This is a genomic window from Streptomyces cadmiisoli (genome assembly GCF_003261055.1).
Lineage (GTDB): Bacteria > Actinomycetota > Actinomycetes > Streptomycetales > Streptomycetaceae > Streptomyces > Streptomyces cadmiisoli.
Genome location: NZ_CP030073.1, coordinates 3162348 through 3187533, shown reverse-complemented (window position 1 = coordinate 3187533; position 25186 = coordinate 3162348). Strand labels below are relative to the sequence as shown.

Annotated in this window: 21 protein-coding genes; 8 read left to right on the top strand and 13 right to left on the bottom strand. The window is 71.8% G+C overall.

The window, feature by feature from the left end:
• Nucleotides 1-151 precede the first annotated feature (151 nt).
• Both DN051_RS13340 and DN051_RS13335 read left to right on the top strand, forming a co-directional pair.
• Complete coding sequence (locus DN051_RS13340) at nt 152-526, top strand: F0F1 ATP synthase subunit epsilon (protein ID WP_053761944.1); 375 nt, start codon at nt 152-154, stop codon at nt 524-526.
• A 162-nt stretch (nt 527-688) separates the two neighbouring features.
• Entirely contained in the window at nt 689-1135 is a 447-nt protein-coding gene (locus DN051_RS13335) for a DUF2550 domain-containing protein (protein WP_053761943.1), read from the top strand.
• An 88-nt stretch (nt 1136-1223) separates the two neighbouring features.
• Here the strand turns inward: DN051_RS13335 and DN051_RS13330 are convergent, their stop codons facing one another.
• The 4 genes from DN051_RS13330 to DN051_RS13315 all read right to left on the bottom strand — a co-directional run bounded on the left by DN051_RS13330 (nt 1224) and on the right by DN051_RS13315 (nt 6811).
• On the bottom strand, nt 1224-3050 hold the full coding sequence (locus tag DN051_RS13330; protein ID WP_112438758.1) for a glycoside hydrolase family 18 chitinase: 1827 nt from the start codon (nt 3048-3050) through the stop codon (nt 1224-1226).
• Between the two features lie 291 nt (nt 3051-3341).
• Nucleotides 3342-4922, bottom strand: a complete 1581-nt coding sequence (locus tag DN051_RS13325) for an IS1182 family transposase (protein ID WP_112437672.1) — start codon at nt 4920-4922, stop codon at nt 3342-3344.
• Nucleotides 4923-4985: 63 nt separating this feature from the next.
• Nucleotides 4986-5627, bottom strand: a complete 642-nt coding sequence (locus tag DN051_RS13320) for a response regulator (protein ID WP_053761941.1) — start codon at nt 5625-5627, stop codon at nt 4986-4988.
• Entirely contained in the window at nt 5624-6811 is a 1188-nt protein-coding gene (locus DN051_RS13315; RefSeq protein WP_112438757.1) for a sensor histidine kinase, read from the bottom strand. Before DN051_RS13315 ends, DN051_RS13320 begins: the two co-directional genes overlap by 4 nt.
• Before the next feature lie 152 nt (nt 6812-6963).
• Between DN051_RS13315 and DN051_RS13310 the strand changes: the two genes are divergently transcribed.
• Nucleotides 6964-7542, top strand: a complete 579-nt coding sequence (locus DN051_RS13310; protein WP_053761939.1) for a hypothetical protein — start codon at nt 6964-6966, stop codon at nt 7540-7542.
• A gap of 130 nt (nt 7543-7672) precedes the next feature.
• Here the strand turns inward: DN051_RS13310 and DN051_RS13305 are convergent, their stop codons facing one another.
• A complete protein-coding gene (locus DN051_RS13305) occupies nt 7673-8245 on the bottom strand; it encodes a cob(I)yrinic acid a,c-diamide adenosyltransferase (RefSeq protein WP_053761938.1) in 573 nt (190 codons plus the stop codon).
• Between the two features lie 285 nt (nt 8246-8530).
• Here DN051_RS13305 and DN051_RS13300 point away from each other — a divergent pair, with 285 nt between their 5' ends.
• The 3 genes from DN051_RS13300 (at nt 8531) to DN051_RS13290 (ending at nt 12736) form a co-directional block, all read left to right on the top strand.
• Complete coding sequence (locus DN051_RS13300) at nt 8531-9379, top strand: 3-hydroxyacyl-CoA dehydrogenase family protein (protein WP_112438756.1); 849 nt, start codon at nt 8531-8533, stop codon at nt 9377-9379.
• Between the two features lie 167 nt (nt 9380-9546).
• The gene (locus DN051_RS13295) at nt 9547-9870 is read left to right on the top strand and encodes an STAS domain-containing protein (RefSeq protein ID WP_053761936.1); all 324 of its coding nucleotides are present in this window, start codon (nt 9547-9549) and stop codon (nt 9868-9870) included.
• Between the two features lie 262 nt (nt 9871-10132).
• Nucleotides 10133-12736, top strand: a complete 2604-nt coding sequence (locus DN051_RS13290) for an ATP-binding protein (RefSeq protein WP_112438755.1) — start codon at nt 10133-10135, stop codon at nt 12734-12736.
• A gap of 75 nt (nt 12737-12811) precedes the next feature.
• On the opposite strand, the gene nucS is transcribed toward DN051_RS13290, so the two are convergent.
• Nucleotides 12812-13483 carry an endonuclease NucS gene (gene nucS, locus DN051_RS13285; protein ID WP_053761934.1) on the bottom strand — a complete coding sequence of 224 codons (672 nt, stop codon included), beginning with the start codon at nt 13481-13483 and terminating at the stop codon, nt 12812-12814.
• Nucleotides 13484-13782: 299 nt separating this feature from the next.
• Here nucS and DN051_RS13280 point away from each other — a divergent pair, with 299 nt between their 5' ends.
• Nucleotides 13783-14175, top strand: coding sequence for an SCO5389 family protein (locus DN051_RS13280; RefSeq protein ID WP_053761933.1), 393 nt, complete (start codon nt 13783-13785; stop codon nt 14173-14175).
• Nucleotides 14176-14259: 84 nt separating this feature from the next.
• Here DN051_RS13280 and DN051_RS13275 read toward each other — a convergent pair whose 3' ends face one another.
• Nucleotides 14260-15288 (bottom strand): LLM class flavin-dependent oxidoreductase, encoded by a 1029-nt coding sequence (locus tag DN051_RS13275; RefSeq protein ID WP_053761932.1) that lies wholly within the window; start codon nt 15286-15288, stop codon nt 14260-14262.
• 220 nt (nt 15289-15508) lie between these two features.
• On the opposite strand from DN051_RS13275, the gene DN051_RS13270 reads away from it, so the two are divergent.
• Nucleotides 15509-15850 (top strand): hypothetical protein, encoded by a 342-nt coding sequence (locus tag DN051_RS13270; RefSeq protein ID WP_053761964.1) that lies wholly within the window; start codon nt 15509-15511, stop codon nt 15848-15850.
• Between the two features lie 33 nt (nt 15851-15883).
• On the opposite strand, the gene DN051_RS13265 is transcribed toward DN051_RS13270, so the two are convergent.
• The 6 genes from DN051_RS13265 to scy form a co-directional block, all read right to left on the bottom strand.
• Nucleotides 15884-16759, bottom strand: a complete 876-nt coding sequence (locus DN051_RS13265; RefSeq protein ID WP_112438754.1) for an ABC-2 transporter permease — start codon at nt 16757-16759, stop codon at nt 15884-15886.
• Nucleotides 16756-18024: an ABC transporter ATP-binding protein gene (locus DN051_RS13260; protein WP_053761930.1), complete on the bottom strand. Its 1269-nt coding sequence runs from the start codon at nt 18022-18024 to the stop codon at nt 16756-16758. Before DN051_RS13260 ends, DN051_RS13265 begins: the two co-directional genes overlap by 4 nt.
• 124 nt (nt 18025-18148) lie before the next feature.
• Nucleotides 18149-18919, bottom strand: a complete 771-nt coding sequence (locus DN051_RS13255) for an ABC transporter permease (protein WP_162624919.1) — start codon at nt 18917-18919, stop codon at nt 18149-18151.
• Nucleotides 18920-18921: 2 nt separating this feature from the next.
• Nucleotides 18922-19869, bottom strand: a complete 948-nt coding sequence (locus DN051_RS13250) for an ATP-binding cassette domain-containing protein (RefSeq protein WP_053761928.1) — start codon at nt 19867-19869, stop codon at nt 18922-18924.
• A gap of 85 nt (nt 19870-19954) precedes the next feature.
• Nucleotides 19955-20890 (bottom strand): coiled-coil domain-containing protein, encoded by a 936-nt coding sequence (locus DN051_RS13245; protein ID WP_053761927.1) that lies wholly within the window; start codon nt 20888-20890, stop codon nt 19955-19957.
• Nucleotides 20891-21268: 378 nt separating this feature from the next.
• On the bottom strand, nt 21269-25117 hold the full coding sequence (gene scy, locus DN051_RS13240) for a polarized growth protein Scy (RefSeq protein ID WP_112438753.1): 3849 nt from the start codon (nt 25115-25117) through the stop codon (nt 21269-21271).
• Between the last annotated feature and the right edge of the window lie 69 nt (nt 25118-25186).

The following is a 25186-nucleotide window of genomic DNA, read 5'->3' as shown; positions in this document are numbered from 1 at the left end:
CGGCTCGTCCCAGGACCCGCTCTCGGCTGAGAGGGGTGGAGCAGCGTCCCGCGGGCTTGCTCCGCGGGGTGCGGTCCGCCCCTCTCACCACGCCTACTAGAATTGACCCACACCCGGCACTACCGCCGGGTGGTGATCCGAGGAGCCAACCTTGGCTGCTGAGCTGCACGTCGCGCTGGTCGCCGCCGACCGCCAGGTCTGGTCCGGCGAGGCCACCCTGGTCGTCGCGCGCACCACGTCCGGCGACATCGGCGTCATGCCCGGTCACCAGCCGTTGCTCGGTGTGCTGGAGTCGGGCCCGGTGACCATCCGTACGCGTGATGGTGGGACGGTCGTCGCCGCGGTGCACGGCGGTTTCATCTCGTTCGCGGACAACAAGCTGTCGCTGCTGGCCGAGATCGCCGAGCTGTCGGACGAGATCGATGTCCAGCGTGCGGAGCGGGCGCTCGAACGCGCGCAGTCGGCGGACGACGCGTCCGCCGGGCGTCGCGCGGAGGTCCGACTGCGCGCTGCGACGGCGCGCTGACGATGGGGGCGCCTCCCAGGCCGGTGCGGCACTGGGGGAGCGTCCGGTGATGATGTCACTCAGCCGCGGCTGGAACCGGAGCAATCCGGATCCGGTCGCGGCTGAGCCAGATGTGGGTGTTTTTTCCGTTCCGTTACCTAGGAGACGAGGAGGTCGGTGTCGATGGTCCTCGCTCTGACTGTGTGCGGAATCGTCGTTGCCCTCGTGGTGGTCGGTCTGTTCGTCTTCGGTCTGCGGCGCAGGCTGATCCAGCGCTCGGGCGGCACCTTCGACTGCTCGCTGCGCTGGGACGTCGCGGAGAACCCCGACACGGGCGGCAAGGGCTGGGCGTACGGTGTGGCCCGCTACAACGGGGACCGGGTCGAGTGGTTCCGCGTCTTCTCCTACGCCCCTCGGCCGCGCCGCGTGCTGGAGCGCTCGGCCATCGAGGTGGCCGGCCGCCGGCTCCCGGAGGGCGAGGAGGAGATGGCGCTGCTCTCCGACTCGGTGATCCTGGCCTGTCTGCACCGGGGCACGCGGCTGGAGCTCGCGATGAGCGAGGACGCGCTGACCGGTTTCCTCGCGTGGCTCGAAGCGGCCCCGCCAGGACAACGGGTGAATGTGGCGTAGCCACATCCACCCGTCGGGGTGACGCTCCCGCGGACGATGTCCGGGGGAGCGTCAGTGCCGTGTGCCGCCCGTCAGTCCTTGAACGTGCTTACGACAGGCCGTTGCGGATGGCGGTCACCAGCTCGCCGTTGCCGGTGTCGCCGCTGAACTCCCAGAAGAACGCGCCGCCCAGGCCCTGGTTCTTGGCCCAGCTCATCTTTCCGGCGATGGTCGACGGGGTGTCGTAGGACCACCAGTTGCTGCCGCAGTGCGCGTACGCCGTACCGGCGACGGTGCCGTTGGCCGGGCAGGAGTTCTTCAGGACCTTGTAGTCCTCGATGCCGGCCTCGTAGGTGCCGGGGGCGGCGCCGGTGGCCGAGCCGCCGGGGGCGGACTGGGTGACGCCGGTCCAGCCGCGGCCGTAGAAGCCGATGCCGAGCAGCAGCTTGGCGGACGGGACTCCCTTGGCCTTGAGCTTGGCGATCGCGTCGGCCGAGTTGAAGCCGGCCGCCGGGATGCCGGGGTACGAGGTGAGCGGGGAGTGCGGAGCGGTGGGTCCGTCCGCGTCGAAGGCGCCGAAGTAGTCGTACGTCATCACGTTGTACCAGTCGAGGTACTGGGCGGCGCCGCCGTAGTCGGCCGCGTCGATCTTGCCGCCGGAGGAGCCGTCGGCGGTGATGGCCGCGGTGACGAGGTAGTTGGAGCCGAACTCGGTGCGCAGCGCGGACATCAGGTTCCTGAACGCCGCCGGGCCCGAGGTGTCACAGGTCAGACCGCAGGCGTTCGGGTACTCCCAGTCGATGTCGATGCCGTCGAAGACGTCGGCCCAGCGCGGGTCCTCCACGACGGCCTTGCAGGACCTGGCGAACGCGGCCGGGTTCTGTGCCGCCTGGCCGAAGCCGCCGGAGTAGGTCCAGCCGCCGAACGAGTACAGCACCTTGATGTGCGGGTACTTGGCCTTCAGCTGGCGCAGCTGGTTGAAGTTGCCGCGCAGGGGCTGGTCCCAGGTGTCCGCGGCGCCGCTGACGGACTGGTCGGCGGTGTAGGCCTTGTCGTAGGCGGCGTAGGTGTCGTCGACGGTGCACTGACCGTTCCTGACGTTGCCGAACGCGTAGTTGATGTGGGTGATCTTCGAGGCGGAGTTCGAGGTCACCAGGTTCTTCACGTGGTAGTTGCGGCCGTAGACGCCCCACTCGGTGAAGTAGCCGAGGTTGATCTTCTCGCCGGGGCCGGGGCCCGGGTCGGTGCCGCCGCCGGTGGTGCGGACCGCGCGGGCGCCGGAGACCGGGCCGGTCTGGTCGGCGGTGTCACGGGCCTGGACGGTGTACGAGTAGTCGGTGCCGGCGGTCAGGCCGGTGTCCGTGTACGTGGTGCCGGTGACGGTCGCGACCCTGGTTCCGCCGCGCAGGACGTCGTAGTTCTTGATGCCCTTGTCGTCGGTGGCCGCGCTCCAGGACAGCCTCACCGAGGTGTTGGTGATGTCCGAGGCGGAGGGGGTGCCCGGGGCGGAGGGCGGGTTGTCGCCGGGGACGGTGCCGCCGTCGCAGCTGCCGCCGTTCAGCTTGCAGTTCGAGGGGGCGCCGGAGCCGGCGCCGTTGAAGCCGAAGGAGACGGAGGCGCCGGGGGCGAGGGTGCCGTTCCAGGACTTGTTCTTGGCGGTCCAGTGGTTGCCGGAGGACGTGACGTCGGCGTCCCACGCGGAGGTGACGGACGTGCCGGAGGGGAAGTCCCACTCGACGGTCCAGGAGCTGAGGGTGGTGGTCCCGGTGTTCTTGACGGTCCACTTGCCCTCGAAGCCGGTGCCCCAGTCCTGGGTCTTGTTGTAGGTGGCGGTGGCCGAGGTGGCCGCCTGGGCGGGGGCGGCGAGGCCGACGAGACCGGCAAAGGGGAGCAACAGGGTCGCGAGCCCTGCGAGGGCTCTGTGTCTGAAGCGCATGCTGCGCCTCCTGTTCTGTTGTTCGCCGAGGGGCGCTTCGGCCGGTGCGGGACCGTGACCGGGCCGGGCCCGCGGGGGCCTGACGCGCTCACGCTCGTGTCACCGTCGAGACCCCTTGGGGGGTGGGTTGTCGGGGGCATGACTGAGCCATCAGGCCCACCGTGCCGCGAGAATAGAAAGGTCTGGACCACGGGTCAATAGGTCTGGACCACTGCTCTCGAAACTGCCCTAGAAGGCTGCTGAAAATCTTGTTGTGGGGCTGTCCGGCCGTAGGCCGGGCGGCCCTTTTCGCTATGCGGTGGCAGGGGCGAGGTGCCAGGTGGTGTTGGTGCGGGTGAGTCCGAGGGTGATCAGTCGGCGGAGGTTGAGAGCGGCGGCGCGGTGGTGGAGCCAGATGTTGTTGGCGATGACGCCTCGGTAGGGAACCCGGCGGTTGCCCTTGGCGACGAGCCAGGCGATGGCGCGTTCGACAGGTGGCCGCCATCGGCGGTATTCGTCCTGCCAGCCGACGTCGGTGGCGGCCTGTGACCGGGCGGCGGCCAGCAGCTCGTAGTGGGGGTGGACGTTGAGGGTGCGTCCGGTCTTGGAGGTGGTGCAGCGCTCTCGCAGGGGACAGCCGGTGCATGCGCGCTTGAACTGGGCGGTGCGGGCGCTGCCTGCCTTGATCTGGCCGAGGTTGGCGGTGTGTCCGGCCGGGCAGGTTGCGGTGCCGGCGGCCTGGTCGATACGGAAATCATCGATGGTGTAGCCACCGGGGACGGCCTGCCGCAGCGGTGGCGGCTTGATCACCAGGGTGTGGCCGTCGGCCTGCAGTTGTGCGCGCAGGTCCCCGGTGCCGTAGGCAGAGTCGCCGAGCACGGTTAACTCGCCGTCCTCCCCCTCCAGAAGTTCGCAGGCGACGGCGGCCTCGTGATTGTCGGGACCGTAGCCGCTGGTCAGGGCGACGGCCGTGAACAGGCCGGTCTCCGGCTCGAAAGACGCATGCCCTTTAAAGCCGTCCTGGTGACGGGTGCGGTTCTTGTGGATGTGCCGTGTGTCGGGGTCGACGGTGGACACCGCCCGGTCCGCCACCGTGCGCTTCGCGATACGCCAGCGGCCATCGCGCCCGTCGGAGTCCTCGGCGGGTTCCACGTCCTGGCCGGCGACCAGGGCCAGCAGGCCGACCGCGTTCGCCGCCTTCTCGCCCAGGTTCTGCTCGGGCAGGCGCCCGAGCAGGTTGAGGGCGTCGGTGACCAGCGCGTCGGCCAGCGCGGCGCGGGCCGACTCGTCGTCCCAGGCGATCCTCGGCTTGCCCGGGTCGGTGTAGTCGTGCGCCCGGCAGTGCCCCGCGGCCACCTCCTCCGCGCCGGGAACCTCGCGGATCACCCGGCGGATCGCGGAGATGATCTGGGTGACGGTGTCCTGGGTGGCCACCGCGTCATCGAGCACGGTGGAGTCCAGCGCCCGCCGCTGCCTGCCCTTGAGCACACCGGTCGCGGCCACGACCTCTTTGACCTTGGTGAAGATCCGCATCGGATCGGCCGAATGACGCAGCCGACGCCGGAAGTACGTCAGCAGCGACGGATCGAACGCCATGTCGTACAGCCCGAGCCCGCAAGCGGCCTTCCACCGCAGGTCACACCGCAGTTCCTGGACCGTCTCGAAATCCGACAGCCCCTGCAGGCTCTGCAACACCACCGTCGCGGCCAGCACCTGCGGCGGCAGACTCGGCCGCCCGTTGGACGAGGGATACATGTCCGCGAACATCGACGGCGGGAACAGCGCCTCGCGATGTTCGGCCAGGAACGCGAACACACTCCCGGCCGGGATCAACTCCCGGCAGGTCTCCCACACATCCGGCCCGACCAACTCCCCAGCCCATTCCCCCTGCATGCTCACAAGACTGGCCCCAACTCCACCGAGCCGGGGCCAGAACCCGAGATTTTCAGCAGCCTTCTAGATCCCCAACTCCTGTGCCAGCACCGCCGCTTGGACCCGGCTGCGCAGCTCCAGCTTCCCCAGCAACCGGCTGACGTGCGTCTTCACGGTGGCTTCCGCCATGTCGAGGCGGCTCGCGATCTCGGCGTTGGACAGGCCCTCGCCGAGACAGGACAGGACCTCGCGTTCCCGCCGGGTCAGGCTCTCCACGACCGCCGGGTCCGCCCTCGGCTCCCGCACCGGCTCGGCGGCGAACTCCGCGATGAGCCGGCGGGTCACGGCCGGGGCGATCAGGCCCTCGCCGCCCGCCACCGTCCGCACCGCCTCCAGCAGGCCCTTGGCGTCGGTGTCCTTCAGCAGGAATCCGGACGCGCCCGCCCGCAGCGCCCCGAAGACGTACGCGTCCAGGTCGAAGGTGGTCAGCACCAGGACGTCGGCCAGTCGCTCGCCGACCACCTGCCGTGTCGCCGACACCCCGTCCAGCCGCGGCATCTGAACGTCCATCAGCACCAGATCCGGTCGCAGTTCACGGGCGAGTGACACCGCCTGCTCACCGTCGGCGGCCTCGCCGACCACCTCGATGTCGGGCGCGCTGCGCAGGATCAGGACCAGTCCCGCCCGGACGGCGGACTGGTCCTCGGCGACGAGCACGCGGATCATTCGGTCTCTCCTTCGACGACGGGGAGGGTGGCCCGCACGACCCAGAGCCCGCCGTCCGGACCGGTCCGCGCGCCGGCCTCGAACGTGCCGCCGAGCAGCGCGGTCCGCTCCCGCATGCCGATCAGGCCGGCACCGGAACCGGGCACGCTCGGCTGCTCCCGGTCGCCGTACGCACTGCTCACCACGATGGACAGCGACCCGTCGAGCCGCCGCAGCACCACCGTGACCCGGCCCGGCCCCGCGTGCTTGAGGGCGTTGGTCAGGGACTCCTGGACGATCCGGTACGCCGCGAGCTCCACCGGCGCCGGCAGCCGGTCGCCGTGCGCGGCGTCGACGACGACCTCCAGGCCGTTGGCGCGGGCGGTGTCGGCGAGTGCGCCGAGACCGTCGAGGGTGGGGGCGGCGGCGGGCTCGGAGTCACCGCTGTCGTCCCGCAGGATGCCGATCAGCCGGCGCATCTCCGCCAGTCCCTCCACGCTGTTCTCACGGATGACGCCGAGGGCCTCCTTGGAGGTGCCGGGATCGTCCAGGGAGAGCGCGGCCGTGGAGTGGATGGCGATGGCCGACAGGTGATTGGCGACCATGTCGTGCAACTCCCGCGCCATGCGCGAGCGTTCGGCGACGACGGCCTGCGTGCGGTCCATCTCCGCCAGCAGCGCGGTCTGCTGGGCGCGCAGCCGGGCGGCCTCGGCGGCCTCGCGGTGATTGCGCACGATCAGCCCGGTGGACGCGGGCGCGAACGCGACGATGCCGACCGCCACCCCGATCAGCAGCGCCTCCGGCACCCGCCACACCGCGAACGGCACGATCGTCCCGGCCACCGCGAGCAGCCCGGTGATCCGGGGGATCCGGCGGGCCGAGGCGGGGGTGCCGTACAACACCGCCGCGTAGATCACGTCGGTGTACATCAGCACGGTGACCAGGTTGCCCTCGGTCACCGTGTCCAGGACCAGCGCGGCCGTGGCCGTCAGCAGCGCGGTGCGCGGGGCGGACCGGCGCAGCAGCTCGCAGCCGGCCGTCACGGCGAGCGGCAGCAGGACCGGCCAGTGCCCCGGCCACAGCACCAGCGGCTCGTCGGCGGGCCGGGTGCCCAGGCCGATGGCCCACAGCAGCACGCCGCCGAGCAGTCCGGCCAGCGCGACGTAGCCGTCGAAGCGGTGCGGGTGGGGGAGTCGCGGGGCCATGGCACCATCCAACACGGACGGCGCGGCCCGCGCCTGATGCCCGGGAACGGTCGGCGAGTACATCGAAGGATGCAGTCGCACTTCGTCAGCGACGACGACGATTCGGGCGGATCCCGACGGGAGCCTGGAAGGGTGACCGAGAGGAGTGAGCCGTGATCGTCACGCTGATCATCGTCTGCGAGGTCGGCTTCTGGGTGCTGCTGGCCGCCGGGCTGTTCTTCCGATACGTGCTGCGGATGCGCCGCACGGGACTGGGACTGCTCCTCGCCGAGCCGCTGCTGGAGGTCGTGCTGCTGGTCGCGACCGCGATCGACCTCGAGAACGGCGCCGACCCCAGCTGGAAGCACGGACTGGCCGCCGTCTACATCGGCTACACCGTGGGGCACGGCCACCGCACCGTGAAATGGCTCGACGGCCACGCCGCCCACCGGCTCGGCGGCGCCCCGCCGCCCGCGAAGCCGCCGCGGTACGGCATGGCCCGCGCCCGGCACGAGGCCCGGATCTGGCTCGGCACGGTGACCGGCGCCGCGGTCGCCAGTGTGCTGCTGCTGATCGCCATGTGGTACGTGGACGACCCGGGCCGGACCGGCTCCCTGGAGAGCTGGATCTTCATCGCCTGGCGCGCCGCCGGTATCCACGGACTGATCACGCTGTCGTACGCGATCTGGCCGAAGAAGGCCCCGGCGGGGCTGCCAGGGACCCCGCTGCCGCGCGAGCGGACCCCGCGCTGACGTGGGACGCGCCCCCGTCCCGTCGCCCGCTGGCCGACCGAGCACGGGAGCGACGGGGCCGGGGCGATCCGCGACACGTCCTCGCGCCCACTGCCGCGCGGGGGCGGCGCCGGCCGGGGAGCAGGGCCGCCTAGCGCTCCCCGCCCGGCACCCACAGCACGTCGCCGGTCTCCTTGTTGGCCGTGCGGGCCAGGATGAACAGAAGGTCCGACAGCCGGTTGAGGTAGGTCGCCGTGAGCGGGTTCATCGTCTCGCCGTGCGCCTCCAGCGCCGTCCAGGTGGAGCGCTCGGCCCGGCGGACCACCGTGCAGGCCTGATGGAGCAGCGCCGCACCCGGGGTGCCGCCCGGCAGGATGAACGAGCGGAGCTTCTCCAGCCGCTCGTTGAAGCGGTCGCAGTCCGCCTCCAGCCGGTCGACGTAGAACTGCTCCACCCGCAGCGGCGGGAAGCTCGGGTCGTCCACCACCGGTGTCGACAGGTCCGCACCCACGTCGAACAAGTCGTTCTGCACACGGGTGAGGACCTCGACGATCTCCTCGTCCAGCCCACCCAGCGCGATGGCCGTGCCGATCACCGCGTTCGCCTCGTTGGCGTCGGCGTACGCGGAGATCCGCAGGTCCGTCTTGGCGACCCGGCTCATGTCGCCGAGGGCGGTGGTGCCCTGGTCGCCGGTCCTCGTGTAGATGCGCGTCAGATTGACCATGGGTCCAGCCTAGTTACGCCCGGCCCGTACGGGACGCGCGTGTGCCGACGATCACCGGACGCGCCGCGCGGGACACGGCCGCTCCAGGGCGGTACGGCGAAGCCGTCGGGGTGGAAGAGGCCCAACTGCGCCGCACGAGGCGTCGAATGACCCGTGCCGGTGTGATGTCCGTCATCTGAGACGTGACGCGCATTACTTACCGCTCACACAGCCCCTCACGAACGCTAGGGTCCGCCCGAGAGAACATACGTAAACAGCGGGTAAGCATCACAAGGGGAGACGTCAGTGGCACGGAAGCTCGCCGTCATCGGGGCCGGTCTCATGGGTTCCGGCATCGCCCAGGTCTCCGCGCAGGCGGGCTGGGACGTCGTCCTGCGCGACGTCACCGACGAGGCGCTCCGGCGTGGCACCGACGGCATCAAGTCCTCGTACGACAGGTTCGTCGCCAAGGGCAGGCTGGAGGCGCACGACGCCGACGCCGCCCTGGCCCGCATCACCTCGACCACCGACCTGGACGCCGTCGCCGACGCGGACATCGTCGTCGAGGCTGTCTTCGAGAAGCTGGACGTCAAGCACGAGATCTTCCGCACCATCGACAAGATCACGAAGCCCGAGGCCGTGCTCGCCTCCAACACCTCCGCCATCCCGATCACCAAGATCGCGGCGGTGACCGAGCGCCCGGAGCGCGTCGTCGGCACCCACTTCTTCTCGCCGGTGCCGATGATGCAGCTGTGCGAGCTGGTCCGGGGTCACAAGACCAGCGACGAGACCCTCGCCACCGCACGGGAGTTCGCCGAGTCCGTCGGCAAGACCTGCATCGTCGTCAACCGCGACGTGGCCGGCTTCGTGACCACCCGGCTCATCTCGGCGCTCGTCGTCGAGGCGGCCAAGCTCTACGAGTCGGGCGTCGCGAGCGCCGAGGACATCGACCTCGCCTGCAAGCTCGGCTTCGGACACGCCATGGGCCCGCTCGCCACGGCGGACCTCACCGGCGTCGACATCCTGCTGCACGCCACCGGCAACATCTACACCGAGACCCAGGACGAGAAGTTCGCCCCGCCGGAGCTGATGCGCCGGATGGTTGACGCCGGTGACATCGGGCGCAAGAGCGGGCAGGGCTTCTACAAGCACTGAAGCCGCACATGCTCCGGGGGGCATCACACCTCGGGGTGAATTCGGTATCGGTTCGCTTACAGACGGCAACCTCTGACCGTCCAACACAGTCAGAGGTTGCATCACGGGCATCACTTTCGGCATCGCACGCATCGCGGAGCAATACGACGCACGCACGGGGAGCGCATATGCACATCAGGGGCGACCACGCCGAGGTGGTCGTCGGGGGCCGCCTCGACGTCCGCAGCGCTGCGGACGCCCGTGCGGTACTGCACTCGGCCGTCGACGACGGAGTCGGCGACCTCATCCTCGACCTGTCCGAACTGGACTCGTGGGACGCCACCGGACTCGGGGTCATCATGGGTGCCCACCGGCGGGCCGGCCGCTGCGGCCGGCGCCTGGTGCTGCGCGGCGTACCGCCGCAGATGCAGCGCCTGTTGGTGGCCACCCGGCTGCACCGGATCCTGGCGGTCGAGGGCGGCATCGGGCTGGAGTCGCTGCCCCGGGTGTGACCCCCGACACCGCTGTGATCAGGCGGACTGAGGAGATCGGGCACGGTACGGCGAAACGCCCGACGCACCCAATCCTCACGAGACTGTGACGTCTCGGACGGGGCGGTACCCCGGGCTGTCGTAGATACTGAGCGAAGGTTTAGGGTTCGGTCGCCCGCCTCTGATCAACCCTCGAGCGGGTCCGGACCAGAAGCGACAGCGCGGTGTGCGGCAAGGCCGGGAGGGGCTCGACGCACCCGACGCTTTTGGGGGGCTTGAACCGATGGACCCGAACACCCGGGGAGCCGAGGAGAACGGCTACGACGACGGCGGTACCTCCCGCTCGAGCGAATTCGAGACCGGGGGAGGCGACCCGCCGCGCCAGCGGCCGCCCAGAGATTCCCTCACGACCGACTTCGGCCAGCACGCGCCCGCGCTCGCCCGCACGGCCCAACTGGTCGCCGGTGACTTCCTGCTCACCGTCAACCCCGTCGACGGCAGCGAGATCGAGCTGTGCCCGCCCGGCGAGCGGCCCGGCCGTCCGCAGAAGCTGACCTCGGCGCAGCGTGCCGAGGTCGAGCGCGCCGCGGCGCCGCCCGTCCTGCCCGGCCCGAGCCGGCCCGACCTGCCGCTCCTCGGCCGCCAGGACGAGCGCGAACGCCTGGTACGGCTGCTCGCCCGCGGCCGCTCGGTGCGCCTGACCGGCCCGGGAGGCTCCGGCCGCACCCGCCTGCTGGGCATGGTCGCCGAGGACTGCGAGGACCTCGCCCCCGACGGCGTGGTCCGGCTGTCCGGCTTCCACCGCGGCGTGAACGACCTGCTGCACGACCTCTTCTACGCCGTCCACAGCGCACCGCTGTACCGCCCCGAACCGGACGAACTTCTCGAACTGGTCGGGCAGATCGGTGCCGTCGTCGTCCTGGACGACATCGAGTTCGGCGGCGCGGCGCTCGACGAACTGCTGACCGCCACCCCGGAATGCGCGTTCCTGATCAGCGCCACCCCCGACGTGCCGGCGCCGTCCGCCGACGCGTCGATGGAGGAGGTCTTCCTCGACGGCCTCGACCGCGCGGGCGGCCTCGACCTCCTCGAACAGGCCGTCGGCCGTTCCCTGACCGAGGAGGAGTCCAACTGGGCGGGCGACCTCTGGTTCGAGTCCGAGGGCCTGCCGCTGCGCTTCGTACAGGCCGGCGCCCTGCTGCGGCAGCGCGACCGGTTGCGGGCCGGCGTCGACGCCTTCGACGAGTTCGGCGTCTTCCAGGAACTCCCGGCCGACTCCGCCCTGGACGCCCTGCCCGGCGCGTCCGAGGCCGAGGAGGTGCCGCTGCCCTCGCTCGCCGAGGGAGCCGCGCCGGCCGCGCTGCTCGCCTCCCGGCTGAGCGCCTCGGCCCGCGCCGCGCTGCGGTTCGCGGTGGCGCTCGGCGGCGAGGTGCCGCACCAGGCGCACCTGCCCGCCCTGGTCGGCGACACCCATGCGGACGCCGCGCTGGGCGAGTTGCTCAGCTGCGCGCTGGTCTCACCGGTCGGCTCCCGCTACCGGCTGGCCGCCGGGGTGCAGACCCAGCTGGAGGCCGCCGGATACGCCGACGACACCGAGGAGCAGGTCCTGACGGCCGCCCGGCACTACGCCTGGTGGGCCGGTCACCCCTCGGTCACCCCCGAGCGGGTGTGCGCCGAGGCGGACGCCCTGCTCACCGCGCTCGGTGTCCTCGTCCCGGCGACCACCCCGCCCGCCGAGGGCGAGGAGAGCGCCACCGTGCAGCTGGCCCGCACCGCGGCGCCCGCGTTCGCGGCGGGACTGCACTGGAGCGCCTGGGAGCGCGCGCTGCGCTTCGGCGCGGAGGCCGCCCGGCTCTCCGGCGACGTGACCGAACAGGCCTACTTCCACCACGAGCTCGGCGTCCTCGCGCTGTGCGAGGACCGGCCGGACCGGGCGCGCGCCGAGCTGGAGGCGTCCATCGGGCTGCGCGGAGCCGTCGCCGACAAGCGCGGCACGGTCGCCGGCCGCCGGGCCCTGGCCCTGGTCGCCGACCGCTCCGGCACCACGCCGGACAGCGCGTCGGCGCCCGTGCTCGGTGCCACGCCCGCCCTCGGGTCCGCCGCAGGCGAGGAGATGTCCCACGCCCGCCACGAGGAGTCGGCGTCGCCGCCCGGTGGTGTCCCCGCCGCCTCGGCGCAGTTCCCGCCGCTCCAGCGGCCCTCCGACACCTCGACCCTGGTCACCCACCGCTCCACGCCCGGGGCGGCGCCGCACCGGGACCGGGGCGGCCTGCGCGGCCTGGCCAAGCGCAACCTCGTCGCCACCGGGGCGGGCGCGCTGCTCGTGGCGGTGCTCGGCACGGTGGTGACGCTCGGCGCCACCTCCAGCAACGACGCCGACAGCCCGTCCCAGCAGGTCGGCGTCAACCCGTCCGCGAGCCAGGGCGCCGGCAAGGACGGACTGGGCGCCGACCCGGCGAACCAGGACGGCGACACGGGCGAGGCGACGAGCCGGCCGACCGACCCGGGCCCCGACGGCACGCTCGGCACGTCGGACGATCCCACCCCGACCGCGACGGGCTCGGGGGCGGACGAGCCGTCCGACGACCCGAGCGGTACGCGGGACCCCGGCGACGACTCCCCGACGAGCTCGCCGACCAAGTCCCCGTCGAAGCCGCCGACGTCACCGAAGCCGCCCACGGACCCGACGGATCCGCCCTCGGAGACCTCCGATCCGCCCACGGAGACCTCGGAGCCGCCGACCGAGACGTCGGAGCCGCCGGAGCCCACGGACACCGCCCCGTCCACCACCGACTCGGCCAGCGGCCCGGTGGAGACCACGTCGTCCGCCGGTGCCCCGGAGACCAGCGAGGCGGGCTCGCCGAGCACGTCGCAACCGGTCATCTGAGACCGTGCGCACACGAGGGCCGGGTCCGTCGTGCGGACCCGGCCCTCGTGTGTTCCCGGTGTGCTCCCGCCGGGATCAGAACAGCCGCAGCTTGTCGTCCTCGATGCCGCGCATCGCGTCGTAGTCGAGCACCTGGCAGCCGATGCCGCGGTCCGTCGCCAGGACGCGGGCCTGCGGCTTGATCTCCTGCGCCGCGAAAATGCCCCGTACCGGCGCGAGGTGGGGATCGCGGTTCAACAGTTCCAGGTACCGGGTGAGTTGTTCCACGCCGTCGATCTCGCCGCGCCGCTTGATCTCCACGGCGACGGTGCGGCCCTCGGCGTCCCGGCAGAGGATGTCGACCGGGCCGATCGCGGTCATGTACTCGCGGCGGATCAGGGTGTAGCCCTCGCCGAGGGTCTCGATCCGGTCGGCGAGCAGTTCCTGGAGGTGCGCTTCCACGCCGTCCTTGATCAGGCCGGGGTCCACGCCCAGTTCGTGCGAGGAGTCGTGGAGGACCTCCTCCATGGTGATGATGAGCTTCTCGCCCGCCTTGTTGACGACGGTCCAGACGCCTTCCTCGTCGCCCGTTCCCTCCTTCAGCGTGCAGGGCGGCGACATCCAGTTCAGGGGCTTGTAGGCCCGGTCGTCCGCATGGATCGAGACGCTGCCGTCCGCCTTCACCAGGATCAGACGGGGAGCGGTGGGGAGGTGGGCGGTGAGTCGACCCGCGTAGTCGACGGAGCACCGGGCGATGACGAGACGCATGGTCGGCAACGCTACTCGACGGGGAGCAGTCCACGCGATTCGCCCACCCGGCTCCCGGCGCCGCCCGGGCCGGCGGGCCCGGCGGCCCGTCCTGTTTTTCTGGAACACCCGTGTTCGGTGGTGGCCGATTGTGTGCCTGCTGGGAGTTGCCTGTATCCGCATTCTTCTGGTGCCGTAACCGTCTGTTGCCTAACGTATTAAACGGGAGGTCGCGGTGCGTGTACGCAGCGTGTTCGGTACCGCGTGCTCCCTCATCTGTCCGGCAACCCCTGCTGGTTGGGGGTGCGAGAGGAGAACCCATGTCGCTCGACGTCTCACCGGCCCTACTCGAACAGGCCGAGCGAGGCGAGGTCGACGAAGCTGCCTTCGTCGACTGCGTCCGGACCTCCCTGCCCTACGCATGGGAGATGATCAGCTCCCTGGTGGCCCAGCTGAAGGTGGACGGCGGAGAGTTCGCCGACAACCAGACGCCCCCGCCGGACGAGCAGGCACGCGGTCAGCTGCTGCGTGCGCTGGCGAGTGACGCCATACGCGGCGCGCTTCAGCGGCACTTCGGTGTGCGGCTGGCCTTCCAGAACTGCCACCGGGTCGCGGTGTTCCCGCTGGACGCCTCGTCCGACGAGAGGCTGGCCCGCTTCACCTCGATCCGCGGCCAGCTGCTGAACCAGTCCCCGGAGCTGCGGGACTGCTGAGGCGGCGAACCGCTTGCTTGCCGCTCCGTACGCGGGAGGTGCGATCTGTACCGGAGCGGCAAGCCTCCGCCGCGGCTGACGGGATCAGGACAGCTGCGGCAGTACCTCCGCACCGAGCCGCCGCACGTTCTCCTCCGTCGCCGCCAGGTCTCCGGAGCCCTCGACGAGCAGGGCGAACCGGGAGACTCCGGTGCGCTCGCCGGTCGCGGCGAGCCGGTCGGCGCACAGCCGGGGAGTGCCCACCGGGTGCAGGCCGCAGAGCAGTTCGGTGTACGCGAGGGGGTCGCGCATCCGCCGTTCCCGGCCGTCCACCGTGATGTGCGCGTCCAGGCCCTGCTTGAGCCAGCCGGGCATCGACTTCAGCAGTGTCTCCGCCGCCTCGGTGCGCCGGTCGGCGATCTGGCAGACACCGGCCGACACATGGCCGGGGTCGGCGATCTCCTCGGGAGGACGCCCGGCGGCACGCGCGTGCTGCCGCCACAGGGACACCATCTCGGCCTTTTCCTCGTCGCCCACGTGCATGCCCAGCAGCATCGGCAGTCCGCGCTCGGCGGCCATGCGCACACTCGCCGGGGACGTGCACGCGACGAGCAGTTCGGGGCCCTCGGTCTCCGACAGGGACTCCGACGGCCTCGGCACCACGGGGACCTCGCGGAAGGAGAACCGGCCGCCGGGACCCGCGACCGCGGGCTCGCGCAGCCAGCGCGCCAGCAGATCGAGTGATTCCGGATACTCCTTCTCGTACGCCTCGAGACCGGTCCCGAAGACCTCCAGGTCGACCCACGGTCCGCCGCGCCCCACGCCCAGCGAGAAGCGCCCGCCGCTCGTCACGTGCAGCAGCGCGGCCTGCTCGCCGAGCGCCACCGGGTGGGTCGTGGGCAGTACGCTGACCGCCGTACCCACACGGATGCGGCGGGTGCGGCCGAGCAGCAGGGCGGCCAGGGTGATCGCCGAAGGGCATGTCCCGTACGGCACGAAGTGGTGCTCGGCCAGCCAGACCGAGTCCAGCCCGGCCTCCTCGGCCACTTCAGCCGAGCGGACCGCGCGGTGCAGCGCCTCCCCCTGGCCCTGACCCGGGAACTGGGCCGCCAACACGAAACTTCCAACGCGCATCGCTTTTCCTGCTTCCTTGGCTCCGACACGGAGCTCCCCCACACGGCATAACCGTCTGACACGTGCCGAGGACACGGCTTGGCGAAGGGATTTGCGGATTGTCAGCAGAATGGATGGTCCGCGAGGGGGACTTGTGGGGATCGCCTGCTTCCGCGTACCCGTGCGCGGCGCGCGTAGGCTGGACGCGACCCACTTCCAGTACAGCTCCGAGAGGTGTTCCGTGTCCCCGCGTCACAACCGACCCAAGGGCCCGAAGGGTGCCGCCGCGTCCGGCCGGAGCGCCGAGGACGACCGCCCGGGCCGCTACGGAGGCTGGGAGTCGACGGAGGACTGGCAGGGGGAGAACTGGAGCGTGCGCCATGTGGCCGGGGCGAGCTCCGAGGGCAAGACGTACCGATGCCCCGGGTGCGACCAGTTGATCGCCGCGGGCGTGCCGCATGTCGTGGTCTGGCCCGAGCACGCGGGTGTGGACGACCGCCGGCACTGGCACAAGGCGTGCTGGAACGCACGGGACCGCCGCACCACGCGGGTGCAGCGGTCCCGTAACGCGCCGAGGTTCTAGGACGGGCCGGACGCGCCGGACCCGTCCCGGGGTTCAGACGTCCCGCTTCTCCAGCAGGGCGTAGGCGCCGGCGAACGCGGCGGCGGTGACACCGAGCATGATCCACAGCGGGTCCCAGCCGGACGGGCCGGACTCGGTCAGCGAGGTGGAGTAGAAGACGCTCAACTGGTTCGGGATCGAGTACTCGAACAGCGCCTCGCGCAGGTCCTCCAGCGACTGCGAGAACATGAACATCGCGATGACCAGCGGCGCGAGGACAGCGGCGATCATGATGGTGATGGCGCCCGCCGAGTGCCGGACGATCGAGCCGATGACCAGCGAGAGCAGTCCGAGCAGCGCGATGTAGAGCGAGACGCCGACCGTGCCCTTGAGCCACTCCTCGCCGGTGGGCTCCCGGACGCCTTCCAGCATGCCCATCTGGGCGAGGGCGACCAGCGCGGTCGACAGCAGGGTGACCACGAAGGCGACCGCGAAGAACACCAGGGACTTCGCCGCCAGCACCCGTCCCCGGGTCGGGCAGGCGGTCATCGTGGTCCGGATCATCCCGGTGCCGTACTCCGAGGCCGTGGTCAGCACGCCCAGCGTGATCACGCACATGCTGCCGAGGAGCAGTCCGAAGAAGCCCAGGGACAGCGGGTTCTCGTCGCCGATCCCGCCCTCGCCCGGGTCGTTCGCGACCAGCGCGCCGGCCAGCAGCCCGATGCCGACCACGAGCAGGACGAACACGCCCAGCGTCCACATCGTGGAGCGCACCGACCTGATCTTCGTCCACTCCGAGGCGACGGCGTGCCCCAGGTGCGTGCGCACCACGGGGATCGGCGAGGTGTAGGCGGGGCCCGCGTACGACGGGCCGGACGCCGCCTGCCACTCGGGGGCGGCCTGCGGCATCGGGGGCTGGGGCGTGCTCATCGGACGTCCTCGGGCTTGGTCGGGTCGATGGGGGCGGAGGCGGGCCGCGCGGGGGCGGCGGGCGCGGGCGGCACGAGGCCCTGGACCGGAGCGGCGCCCTGAGCGGCTGCCTGCGGCGCCGGATGCGCGTAGGGGTTCGGTTGTCCCGCGCCGGGCGTGCCGGGCGCCGAGGGGGCGCCGTACGGCCCCGGCGGGACCGCGCCCGGCACGCCCTGGGGCATCGCGAACGGCTGACCGCCCTGCTGCGGCGACGGCGGGGCGTACCAGCCCGGCTGGCCCTGCCCGGGCACCGGCATCGGCGGCTGCGCGCCCGGCGGCAGCGGCTGCATCAGTCCGGCCCGCTGGTCGGTGGTGGAGCGGTAGTCGACGGCGCCCTGCGTCATCCGCATGTACGCCTCCTCCAGCGAGGCCTGGTGCGGCGACAGCTCCCACAGGCGTACGTCCGTGTCGTGCGCGATGTCGCTGATGCGGGGCAGCGGCAGCCCGGTCACCCGCAGCGCGCCGTCCTGCTCGGGCAGTACGTGCGCGCCCGCCTCGGTGAGCGCGACCGTCAGCTTCTCGCGCAGCTGGGGCTCGGTGTCGGGGGTACGCACGCGCGCGAAACCGGCCGAGTTCTGCGCGATGAAGTCCTGCACGCTCCCGTCGGCGAGCAGCTGTCCGCGACCGATGACGATCAGGTGGTCGGCGGTCAGCGCCATCTCGCTCATCAGGTGGGACGAGACGAAGACGGTGCGGCCCTCCGCGGCCAGCGACTTCATCAGGTTCCGCACCCAGAGGATGCCCTCGGGGTCGAGGCCGTTGACCGGCTCGTCGAACAGCAGCACCTGGGGGTCGCCGAGCAGCGCGGCCGCGATGCCGAGCCGCTGGCCCATGCCGAGGGAGAAGCCCTTGGAGCGGCGCCTGGCCACCTCCTGGAGGCCCACCACGCCGAGCACCTCGTCCACCCGCCGGGCCGGGATGCCGGACAGCTGGGCCAGCGACAGCAGGTGGTTGCGGGCCGAGCGGCCGCCGTGCACCGCCTTGGCGTCCAGCAGGGCGCCGACCTGGCGGGGCGCGTTCGGCAGTCTGCGGTAGGGGTAGCCGCCGATGGTCACCTGCCCCGAGGTGGGGTTGTCCAGCCCGAGGATCATCCGCATCGTCGTCGACTTGCCCGAGCCGTTGGGCCCGAGGAAGCCGGTGACGGCTCCGGGCCGCACCTGGAAGGAAAGATTGTGCACGGCGGTCTTGTCGCCGTAGCGCTTGGTCAGGCCGACTGCCTCGATCATGCTCCGCACCCATCGCAAGGTTCAGGACAGCGGGGCAGACGCCCCCGTAAGGCTTAGGAGGATATCGAGTGGCTGACGGTTCCCTCCAAGAGCGGGTAAAAACTCACCGCCACCGGGCCTCTCCCTAGGCGTCCCGCCTCTTCAGCAGGACGTATCCGCCGAGGAGCGATGCGATCACCCACAGGACCATGATCCCGAGCCCGCCCCAGGGGCCGTAGGGGGTGTCGCCGTCCGGCGGGGGGACCACCTGCATGATCCTGCTGCCGGCCTGGTCCGGCAGGAACCGGCCGACCTCCTTCGTGGCCGAGACATTGCCCAGGATGTTCGAGATCAGGAAGAAGAACGGCATCAGGATGCCGAGCGACAGCATCGGGGAGCGCAGCATCACGGCGACGCCCATCGAGAACATCGCGATCAGCGTCATGTAGAGCCCGCCGCCGATCACCGCGCGCAGCACACCGGGGTCGCCGATCGACGCCCGCAGGTCGCCGAGCATCGCCTGCCCGGCGTAGAACGTCGCGAAGCCGGTCGCCATGCCGACCGCCAGGGCGAGCAGGCCGGCGACGGCGAGCTTGCCGAACAGGAACGTGCCGCGCTGCGGGACGGCGGCGAGCGAGGTGCGGATCATGCCGGTGCTGTACTCGTTGGAGACCACGAGCACCCCGAACACGATCATCGCGAGCTGTCCGAGGCTCATCCCCGCGAAACTGATGTAGGTCGGGTCGAAGGAGAGCCTGTCCCGGGCCGGCAGGGTGTCGAACTCGCTCTTGGACAGCGCCGCGATCAGCATGCCGACGGCGATGGTGACCACCACGGTGAGGGACAGCGTCCACACCGTGGACGCGACGGAGCGGATCTTCGTCCACTCCGACCTGATGACCTGGGTCGTGGCCATGCTCAGCCCTTCCTCCAGCCGTCGCCCCACTGCTGCGGGGGCGGGCCGGAACGCGAGTGGTACTCGACGGACTCCGCGGTCAGCCGCATGAACGCCTCCTCCAGGGACGCCTGCCGGGGGCTCAGCTCGTGCAGCACGATCCGGTGCTCGGCGGCCAGCTCACCGATCGGCTCGGGTTTGCCGCCCTCCACCTCGAACGCCCCGTCACCGGTCTCGACGACCGTGACGCCCGCACCGTGCAGCACGTCGCGCAGCCGCTCGGGCTGCGGGGTGCGGATCCGGATGTACGCGCGCGAGTTCCGCGCGATGAAGTCGGGCATCGACAGGTCCGCGAGCAGCCGGCCCTGTCCGATGACGACGAGGTGGTCGGCGGTCAGCGCCATCTCGCTCATCAGATGGGACGAGACGAAGACGGTACGGCCCTGCGCGGCCAGCGACTTCATCAGCGTGCGGATCCAGTGGATGCCCTCGGGGTCGAGGCCGTTGACCGGCTCGTCGAACATCAGGATCCGCGGGTCGCCGAGCAGCGCCCCGGCGATGCCGAGCCGTTGGCCCATGCCGAGGGAGAAGCCCTTGGCCTTCTGCCGCGCGACCGCCGTGAGACCCACCGTGTCCAGCACCTCGCGCACCCGGCTCGTCGGGATGCCGTTGCTCTGCGCCAGGCACAGCAGGTGGTTGAAGGCGGTGCGCCCACCGTGCACGGCCTTGGCGTCGAGCAGGGCGCCGATGTACTTCAACGGGTCCCTGAGCCGGGCGTAGTGCCGGCCGTCGATGCGGACGTCCCCCGCGGTGGGCCGGTCGAGACCGAGCATCATCCGCATCGTGGTGGACTTGCCGGCGCCGTTCGGACCGAGGAAGCCGGTGACGATGCCCGGTCTCACCGTGAACGTCAGCCCGTTGACCGCGACCTTCTCGCCGTACCGCTTCGTCAGCCCCTCGACCTCGATCATGCGGCCACGCTAAAGCGGCACAAAGCCCCCTGCCACCGGAGTGGCAGAGGGCTCGGCGGATGTCCGCAGGGCGTACGCCGGGCGGTCAGCGGGACTGCTGCGCCGGCACCCCGCGGGAGATCGGCTCGTCCTCGGCCGGCGTGCCGGCCGCGGCCACCGCGGCACCCGTGAGGGTCGCCAGCATCTCGCGCACGTTGGTCAGCTGCGCGTTGATGGAGTCGCGGCGGTTGGTGAGGGCGGCCAGCTCGCGCTCGGATTCCGAACGGATACGGTCGGCCTTGGCGTTGGCGTCGGCGACGATGTCCTCGGCCTGACGCTGGGCCGTCTCCACCGTCTGGCGGGCCCGGCGCTCGGCGTCCGTGCGCAGCTTCTCCGCCTCCAGGCGCAGCTGCTCGGCACGGTGCTCGATCTCGGCCAGGCGCTTCTCGGCCTTCGCCTGACGGGACGCCAGGTCGCGCTCGGACTGCTCGCGGCGCTTGGCCAGGTTCGTCTCGAAGTCGGCGGCGGCCTGCGCGGCCTTGGCGCGGGTCTCCTCGAAGAGAGCGTCGGCCTCCTCGCGCTTGGACTGCGCGTCCTTCTGCGCCTCGGAGCGCAGCTGGGAGGCGTCGCTCTTGGCCTTCTCGACGATACGGACGCCCTCGTCCTCGGCCTTGGCCTTGCGCTCCGCCGAGAACGACTCGGCGTCGTTGCGCACCTGCTGAGCGGCGGACTCGGCGAGCTCGCGGTGCTGCTCGGCCGCGCGCCGGGCCTCCTCGCGCAGGTCCTTGGCCTCCTCCTCGGCGAGTCGGAGGATCTTCTCGACGCGAGCGCCGAGACCCGCGTACGACGGCTCGGCGTCGTTCACCTGGGCCTGGGCGTTCTGCGTTTCGAGGTGGAGCTCCTCGATGCGCTTTTCCAGTGCGGTGATGCGGGAGAGAGCGCTGTCACGGTCGGAGACGAGCTTGGAGATACGTTCGTCCACCTGAGCGCGGTCGTACCCACGCCGCACTAGCTCGAAGCCGTAGGGGGAAGTGTCGCTCATGGGGTTCCTGTCGAATGAGACCGGTGAGGTGATAGGTGGAATCCTAGGGGCCGAAGCGGTGTGTCATCGAGCGGATGCGTGTTTGATCTGGAGAATGACACCCCTTTTGAGTGGCTAACCGTCGGACTGCTTGCCAAGGAGTCGGTCAAAGGCCCCGGAAAGCCCCGAACCAGACCTCCTGACCAGGATCGGTCTGACAATTCCCCGCGATCCGGCGAGCCATGCATGCACTCCCGCCCCACCTGACGCAGACCCACAAACGGTCCCCCTGCGGGAGACTGCGCCCCGCCCGCCCGGACACGGCCCCGACACCGCCGGGCCGCCCGCCCTTCGAGCGGCCCATCGGGCGACGACGCGAAGCGCCGATCCGCCCCGGCACTAGCCGTCCGACGACTTGCCCCCCGAACGGGGCGCGCCCACCGTGGCACCCGCCCGGACGCCGCCGTCCTTGCCGGCTGACGGAGCCTCAAAGGACTCCAACGCCTCCAGGACGTCCTGGACACGGGAGATCTCGGCGTTGATGTCCTCGCGCCGGCGCACCAGGATCTCCAGCTCGCGCTTGCCCTCCTCGACCGTGCGTGTCGCCTCGCGGATCGCCTCGGCCCGCAGCTCCTCGGCCTCCTTCACGAGCGCCGCCTTCTTCTGCTCGGCCTCCTTCAGCAGGCCCTCGGCCTTCTTCACGGCGGCGATCCGCACCTTGCCGGCCTCGGAGTTGGCCTCCGACACCAGCTCCTTGGCCTTCGCCTCGGCCTTGGCGAGCTGCTCCTCGGCGGCCTTGATGAGCGCGTCGCAGCGGTCGCCGGTCGACTTCATCGTCTCGGCAGCCTCGCGGCGGGCCCGCTCGTGCAGCTCCTCGATCTCGGCCGTGATCCGGTCGCGCAGCTCCTCCGCCCGCTCCCTTATGGCGGTCGCGTCCCGGCGCGCGCCGACGAGCAGTTCGTCGGCGTCCGTACGGGCCCTCTCCACGCGCGTGTTGCCCTCGACCGTCGCCTCGGAGACGAGCCGGTCGGCCTCCTTGCGGGCCGCGCCCACCATCGTGTCGGCCTGGGCCTCGGCGTCCGCGGTGGTCTTCAGCGCCTGCTGCTGCGCCTCGGTGAGCAGCTTGTCCGCCTCGGCCGCGGTCTCCGTGATGAGCGTGTCGACCTGCTCGGCCGCCTCGGAGCGCCGCTTGTTGGCGTCCTTGCGGGCCTCGTCCAGGGTCCGCTCGGCCTCCTCGCGGGCCGCCGTCGTCACACGCTCGGCCTGCGCCTCGGCGTTCACCCTGACCCGCTCCGACTCGGCGCGGGTCCGCTCGGCGTGCTGCTGCGCCGACCCGACCGTCTCCGCGGCCTCGGCGCGCAGCCGCTCCGCGTCGCCGGTCGCGTCCCCGATCAGCTGCTCGGCCTTGGCGATCGCGTCGGACCGCACCTGGTCGGCCTCCGTGATCGTTTCGGCAGTGAGCCGCTCCGCCTCGGACCGCGCCTCGGTGATCAGGGTGTCCGCCTGCGTCGCGGCGTCCGAACGCATCCGGTTGGCGTCCTCACGGGCGTCCGCCCGGGTGCGCGACGCGTCCTGATCGGCCTGCGCGACGGCGTCCGAGGCCTCGGTGCGCGCACGCTGCGCGTGGTCGGCGGCCTCGGTGCGCAGCCGCTCGGACTCGGCGATCGCCTCCGCCATCGTCCGCTCGGCGAGCGACCTCGCGGCCTCCGCTTCCTCGCTGGCCTCGCGCCGTACGCGGCCCGCGTCCTCGGTGGCCCGCTCGCGCTCGGCGTAGGCGTCGGAGCGGACCCGGTCCGCCTCCTCCTGGGCCTCGCGCCGGGTGCGGTCCGCCGCGTGCTCTGCGGCGGAGCGCAGCCCCTGGATCTCCTCCTGCGCCTGCTCGTGCAGTCCCGTGACGGAGTCCCGGACCTGCTGGGCGTGCTGCTCGGCGGCCGACACCATCTCGGTGGCCCGCCGGTCCGCCTCCTCGACCAGACGGACGGCCTCGGCCTGCGCCTCCTCCACCCGCTTGCGCGCCGAGGCCAGCAGGTCCTCGCTCTGCTCGCGGGCACGCTCGCGCTCCTGGTCGGCCTCCTGACGAGCCGAACCGAGGAGCTCCTCGGCCTCGCGACGGCGCCGGGCGGCCTCCTCCTGCGCGGCGGCCAGCGTCTCGGACGCCTCCTGCGCCAGCCGCTCGGCCGCGGCCTGCGCCTCCGCGCGCACCCGGTCGGCGGTCTCCTGCGCCTCCGTCTTGAGCCGCTCGGCCTCGGTCGCCGCCTCCGACCGCAGCCGGACCGCGACGGCTTCACCCTCCGCGCGGGACGCGGACGCGTCCGACGCGGCCTCGTCGCGCAGCCGTTCGGCCTCCGCCTCGGCCTGGGCCTGGAGGGAGCGGATCCGCTCCGCCACCTCGGCCCGCAGCCGCTCGCTCTCCTCCACGGCCTCGCGGCGGATCCGCTCGGCCTCCTCACGGGCGTCGGTCAGCGCCTGCTCGGCGCCGGCGAGCCGCTGCTCCGCCTCCGTGTGCAGCCGGGTCAGCTCGTCGGCGGCCTCCGTGTGCCGGGCCGCCACGGCCCGCTCGGTCTCCTCGCGCAGTTCGCGCGCGGCCCGCTCGGCCTCCGCCTTGATGCCCTCGGACTGCTCGATGGCCTCGTCGCGGTGCCGCTCGGCTTCCGTGCGGGTGCGCTCCAGGGTCTCCTCGGCCTGCCGGCGCAGCGTCGTCGCCCGCTCGATGGCCTCGGTACGGACCTTCTCGCTGTCCGTCGTCGCGGTCTGGCGCAGCTCGTCGGCGTCGGCCCGGGCCTTGGCCAGCACCTCCTCGGCGGTCTTGGCCGCCTCCTCGATCTGCTGGACGGCCTCCTTGCGGGCCTCCGCGCGGATCTTCTCGCCCTCGGCGACGGCGTCGGCCCGCAGCTGCTCGGCCTCGCCGCGCAGCCGGCGCGCCTCCTCCTGGAGCTCGACCGTCTTGGCCCGGTACTCCTTGGTGTCGTCCTTCGCCGCGCCCTTGAGCTGCTCGGCGATGTCGTGCGCCTCGGCACGCAGCCGGTCCGCCTCGGTCTCCGCCTCCCGGCGGATCCGCTCGGCCTCCTCGCCGGCCGCCTTGGTGGTGTTCTTGGCGTCGTCGGCCGCCTTGTTGAGCACGTCCTCGGCGGTCTTGGCCGCCTTGGCCAGCTGGCCCGCGGTCTCCTCGGCGGTGATCGTGCGGGCCTTCTCGGAGGCCTCCGCGACGATCTTCTCCGCCTGGGCGCGCGCGTCCTCGACGACCTGATCGGCGTCGGCCTTGGTGCTCTCGGCCTCCTTCGTCGCCTCGCTGACCAGGCGGGCGACCTGCTCCTTGGCCGTACGGGTGCGGGTCTCGTTGGCCGCCTCCGCGTTGGCCAGCGCCTTGGTCGCGGACTCCTTGGCCTCGGTGACCAGCTTCTCCGCCTCGGACTGCGCCTTGCGCAGCGCCTCCTCGGCCTCGGCCATGCGCTGCTCGGCGGCCCGGCTCAGCTCGCCGGCCTGCCGGCGCGCCGCGTCGGACTCGCTCGCGGTGCTGCTGCGCAGCTGTTCGGCGTGGTCGGTGGCCTCCTGGGCCTGCGTGGAGGCGGCGTTCAGCAGCCGTTCGGCGTCCGTGCGGGCGCGCCGCAGCAGCTGCTCGGCCTCCGCGCGGGCGGACTCGGCCTCGCTCTGGAGCCGCTGCCGGGCCTCGGAAGTCACCCGTTCGGCCTCCGCGCGGGCGGCCGTCATGGCCTGCTCGGCCTCGGTGCGCGACTCGTCCATCAGGCGGCGCGCCTGCTGCTCGGTCCGGGCGCGCAGCTGCTCGGCCCAGGCCACGTTCTCGTTGACGTGGGACTCGACGTTCTGGCGGCGCTCCGCCAGTTCCTGGTCGAGCTGCTGCCGCCGGGAGACCGCCTCCGAGTGCAGCTCGGCCTGCAGCCGGGCCGCCTGCTCGGCGTGCTCCTGGAGGATGCGCTGGGTCTGTGCCCGGGCCTGGCTCAGCTCGCGCTCGGCGTCGGCGCGAATCTGGTCGGCCTGCATCTGGGCATTGCGCAGCAACTGCTCGGCTTGATAGCCGATGTCGGCACTGTCATAAGCAGGCCGCGTCATGAGCGTGCGCCGTGCTTCATGCAGCTTGGCGCGCAAAACCTCGACCTGGTAGCCGAGGTCCTCGGCGTGCTGGATGGCCTTTTCCCGCTCGGTCCTCAGCCGTTTCATCTCGGCCTCGAACCGAGTCAGGTGGTCGACGTCAGCCGCCGGCTCTCGCTCCTGGCTCTCGTAGCCCCGCACTGCGCGGTCCCATCCGTCCCCTGGTCGCAAGTCTCTCCGTACGAGCTCCGTCCATCCGCCGAACGGGGC

What these genes read in the sequence shown, in the direction of transcription:
- DN051_RS13335 (WP_053761943.1), top strand. Translation starts at nt 689, where the DNA reads ATGGTCCTCGCTCTGACTGTGTGCGGAATCGTCGTTGCCCTCGTGGTG.
- DN051_RS13330 (WP_112438758.1), bottom strand. Translation starts at nt 3,050, where the DNA reads ATGCGCTTCAGACACAGAGCCCTCGCAGGGCTCGCGACCCTGTTGCTC.
- DN051_RS13325 (WP_112437672.1), bottom strand. Translation starts at nt 4,922, where the DNA reads ATGCAGGGGGAATGGGCTGGGGAGTTGGTCGGGCCGGATGTGTGGGAG.
- DN051_RS13320 (WP_053761941.1), bottom strand. Translation starts at nt 5,627, where the DNA reads ATGATCCGCGTGCTCGTCGCCGAGGACCAGTCCGCCGTCCGGGCGGGA.
- DN051_RS13315 (WP_112438757.1), bottom strand. Translation starts at nt 6,811, where the DNA reads ATGGCCCCGCGACTCCCCCACCCGCACCGCTTCGACGGCTACGTCGCG.
- DN051_RS13305 (WP_053761938.1), bottom strand. Translation starts at nt 8,245, where the DNA reads ATGGTCAATCTGACGCGCATCTACACGAGGACCGGCGACCAGGGCACC.
- DN051_RS13295 (WP_053761936.1), top strand. Translation starts at nt 9,547, where the DNA reads ATGCACATCAGGGGCGACCACGCCGAGGTGGTCGTCGGGGGCCGCCTC.
- DN051_RS13290 (WP_112438755.1), top strand. Translation starts at nt 10,133, where the DNA reads ATGGACCCGAACACCCGGGGAGCCGAGGAGAACGGCTACGACGACGGC.
- nucS (WP_053761934.1), bottom strand. Translation starts at nt 13,483, where the DNA reads ATGCGTCTCGTCATCGCCCGGTGCTCCGTCGACTACGCGGGTCGACTC.
- DN051_RS13280 (WP_053761933.1), top strand. Translation starts at nt 13,783, where the DNA reads ATGTCGCTCGACGTCTCACCGGCCCTACTCGAACAGGCCGAGCGAGGC.
- DN051_RS13275 (WP_053761932.1), bottom strand. Translation starts at nt 15,288, where the DNA reads ATGCGCGTTGGAAGTTTCGTGTTGGCGGCCCAGTTCCCGGGTCAGGGC.
- DN051_RS13265 (WP_112438754.1), bottom strand. Translation starts at nt 16,759, where the DNA reads ATGAGCACGCCCCAGCCCCCGATGCCGCAGGCCGCCCCCGAGTGGCAG.
- DN051_RS13260 (WP_053761930.1), bottom strand. Translation starts at nt 18,024, where the DNA reads ATGATCGAGGCAGTCGGCCTGACCAAGCGCTACGGCGACAAGACCGCC.
- DN051_RS13255 (WP_162624919.1), bottom strand. Translation starts at nt 18,919, where the DNA reads ATGGCCACGACCCAGGTCATCAGGTCGGAGTGGACGAAGATCCGCTCC.
- DN051_RS13250 (WP_053761928.1), bottom strand. Translation starts at nt 19,869, where the DNA reads ATGATCGAGGTCGAGGGGCTGACGAAGCGGTACGGCGAGAAGGTCGCG.
- DN051_RS13245 (WP_053761927.1), bottom strand. Translation starts at nt 20,890, where the DNA reads ATGAGCGACACTTCCCCCTACGGCTTCGAGCTAGTGCGGCGTGGGTAC.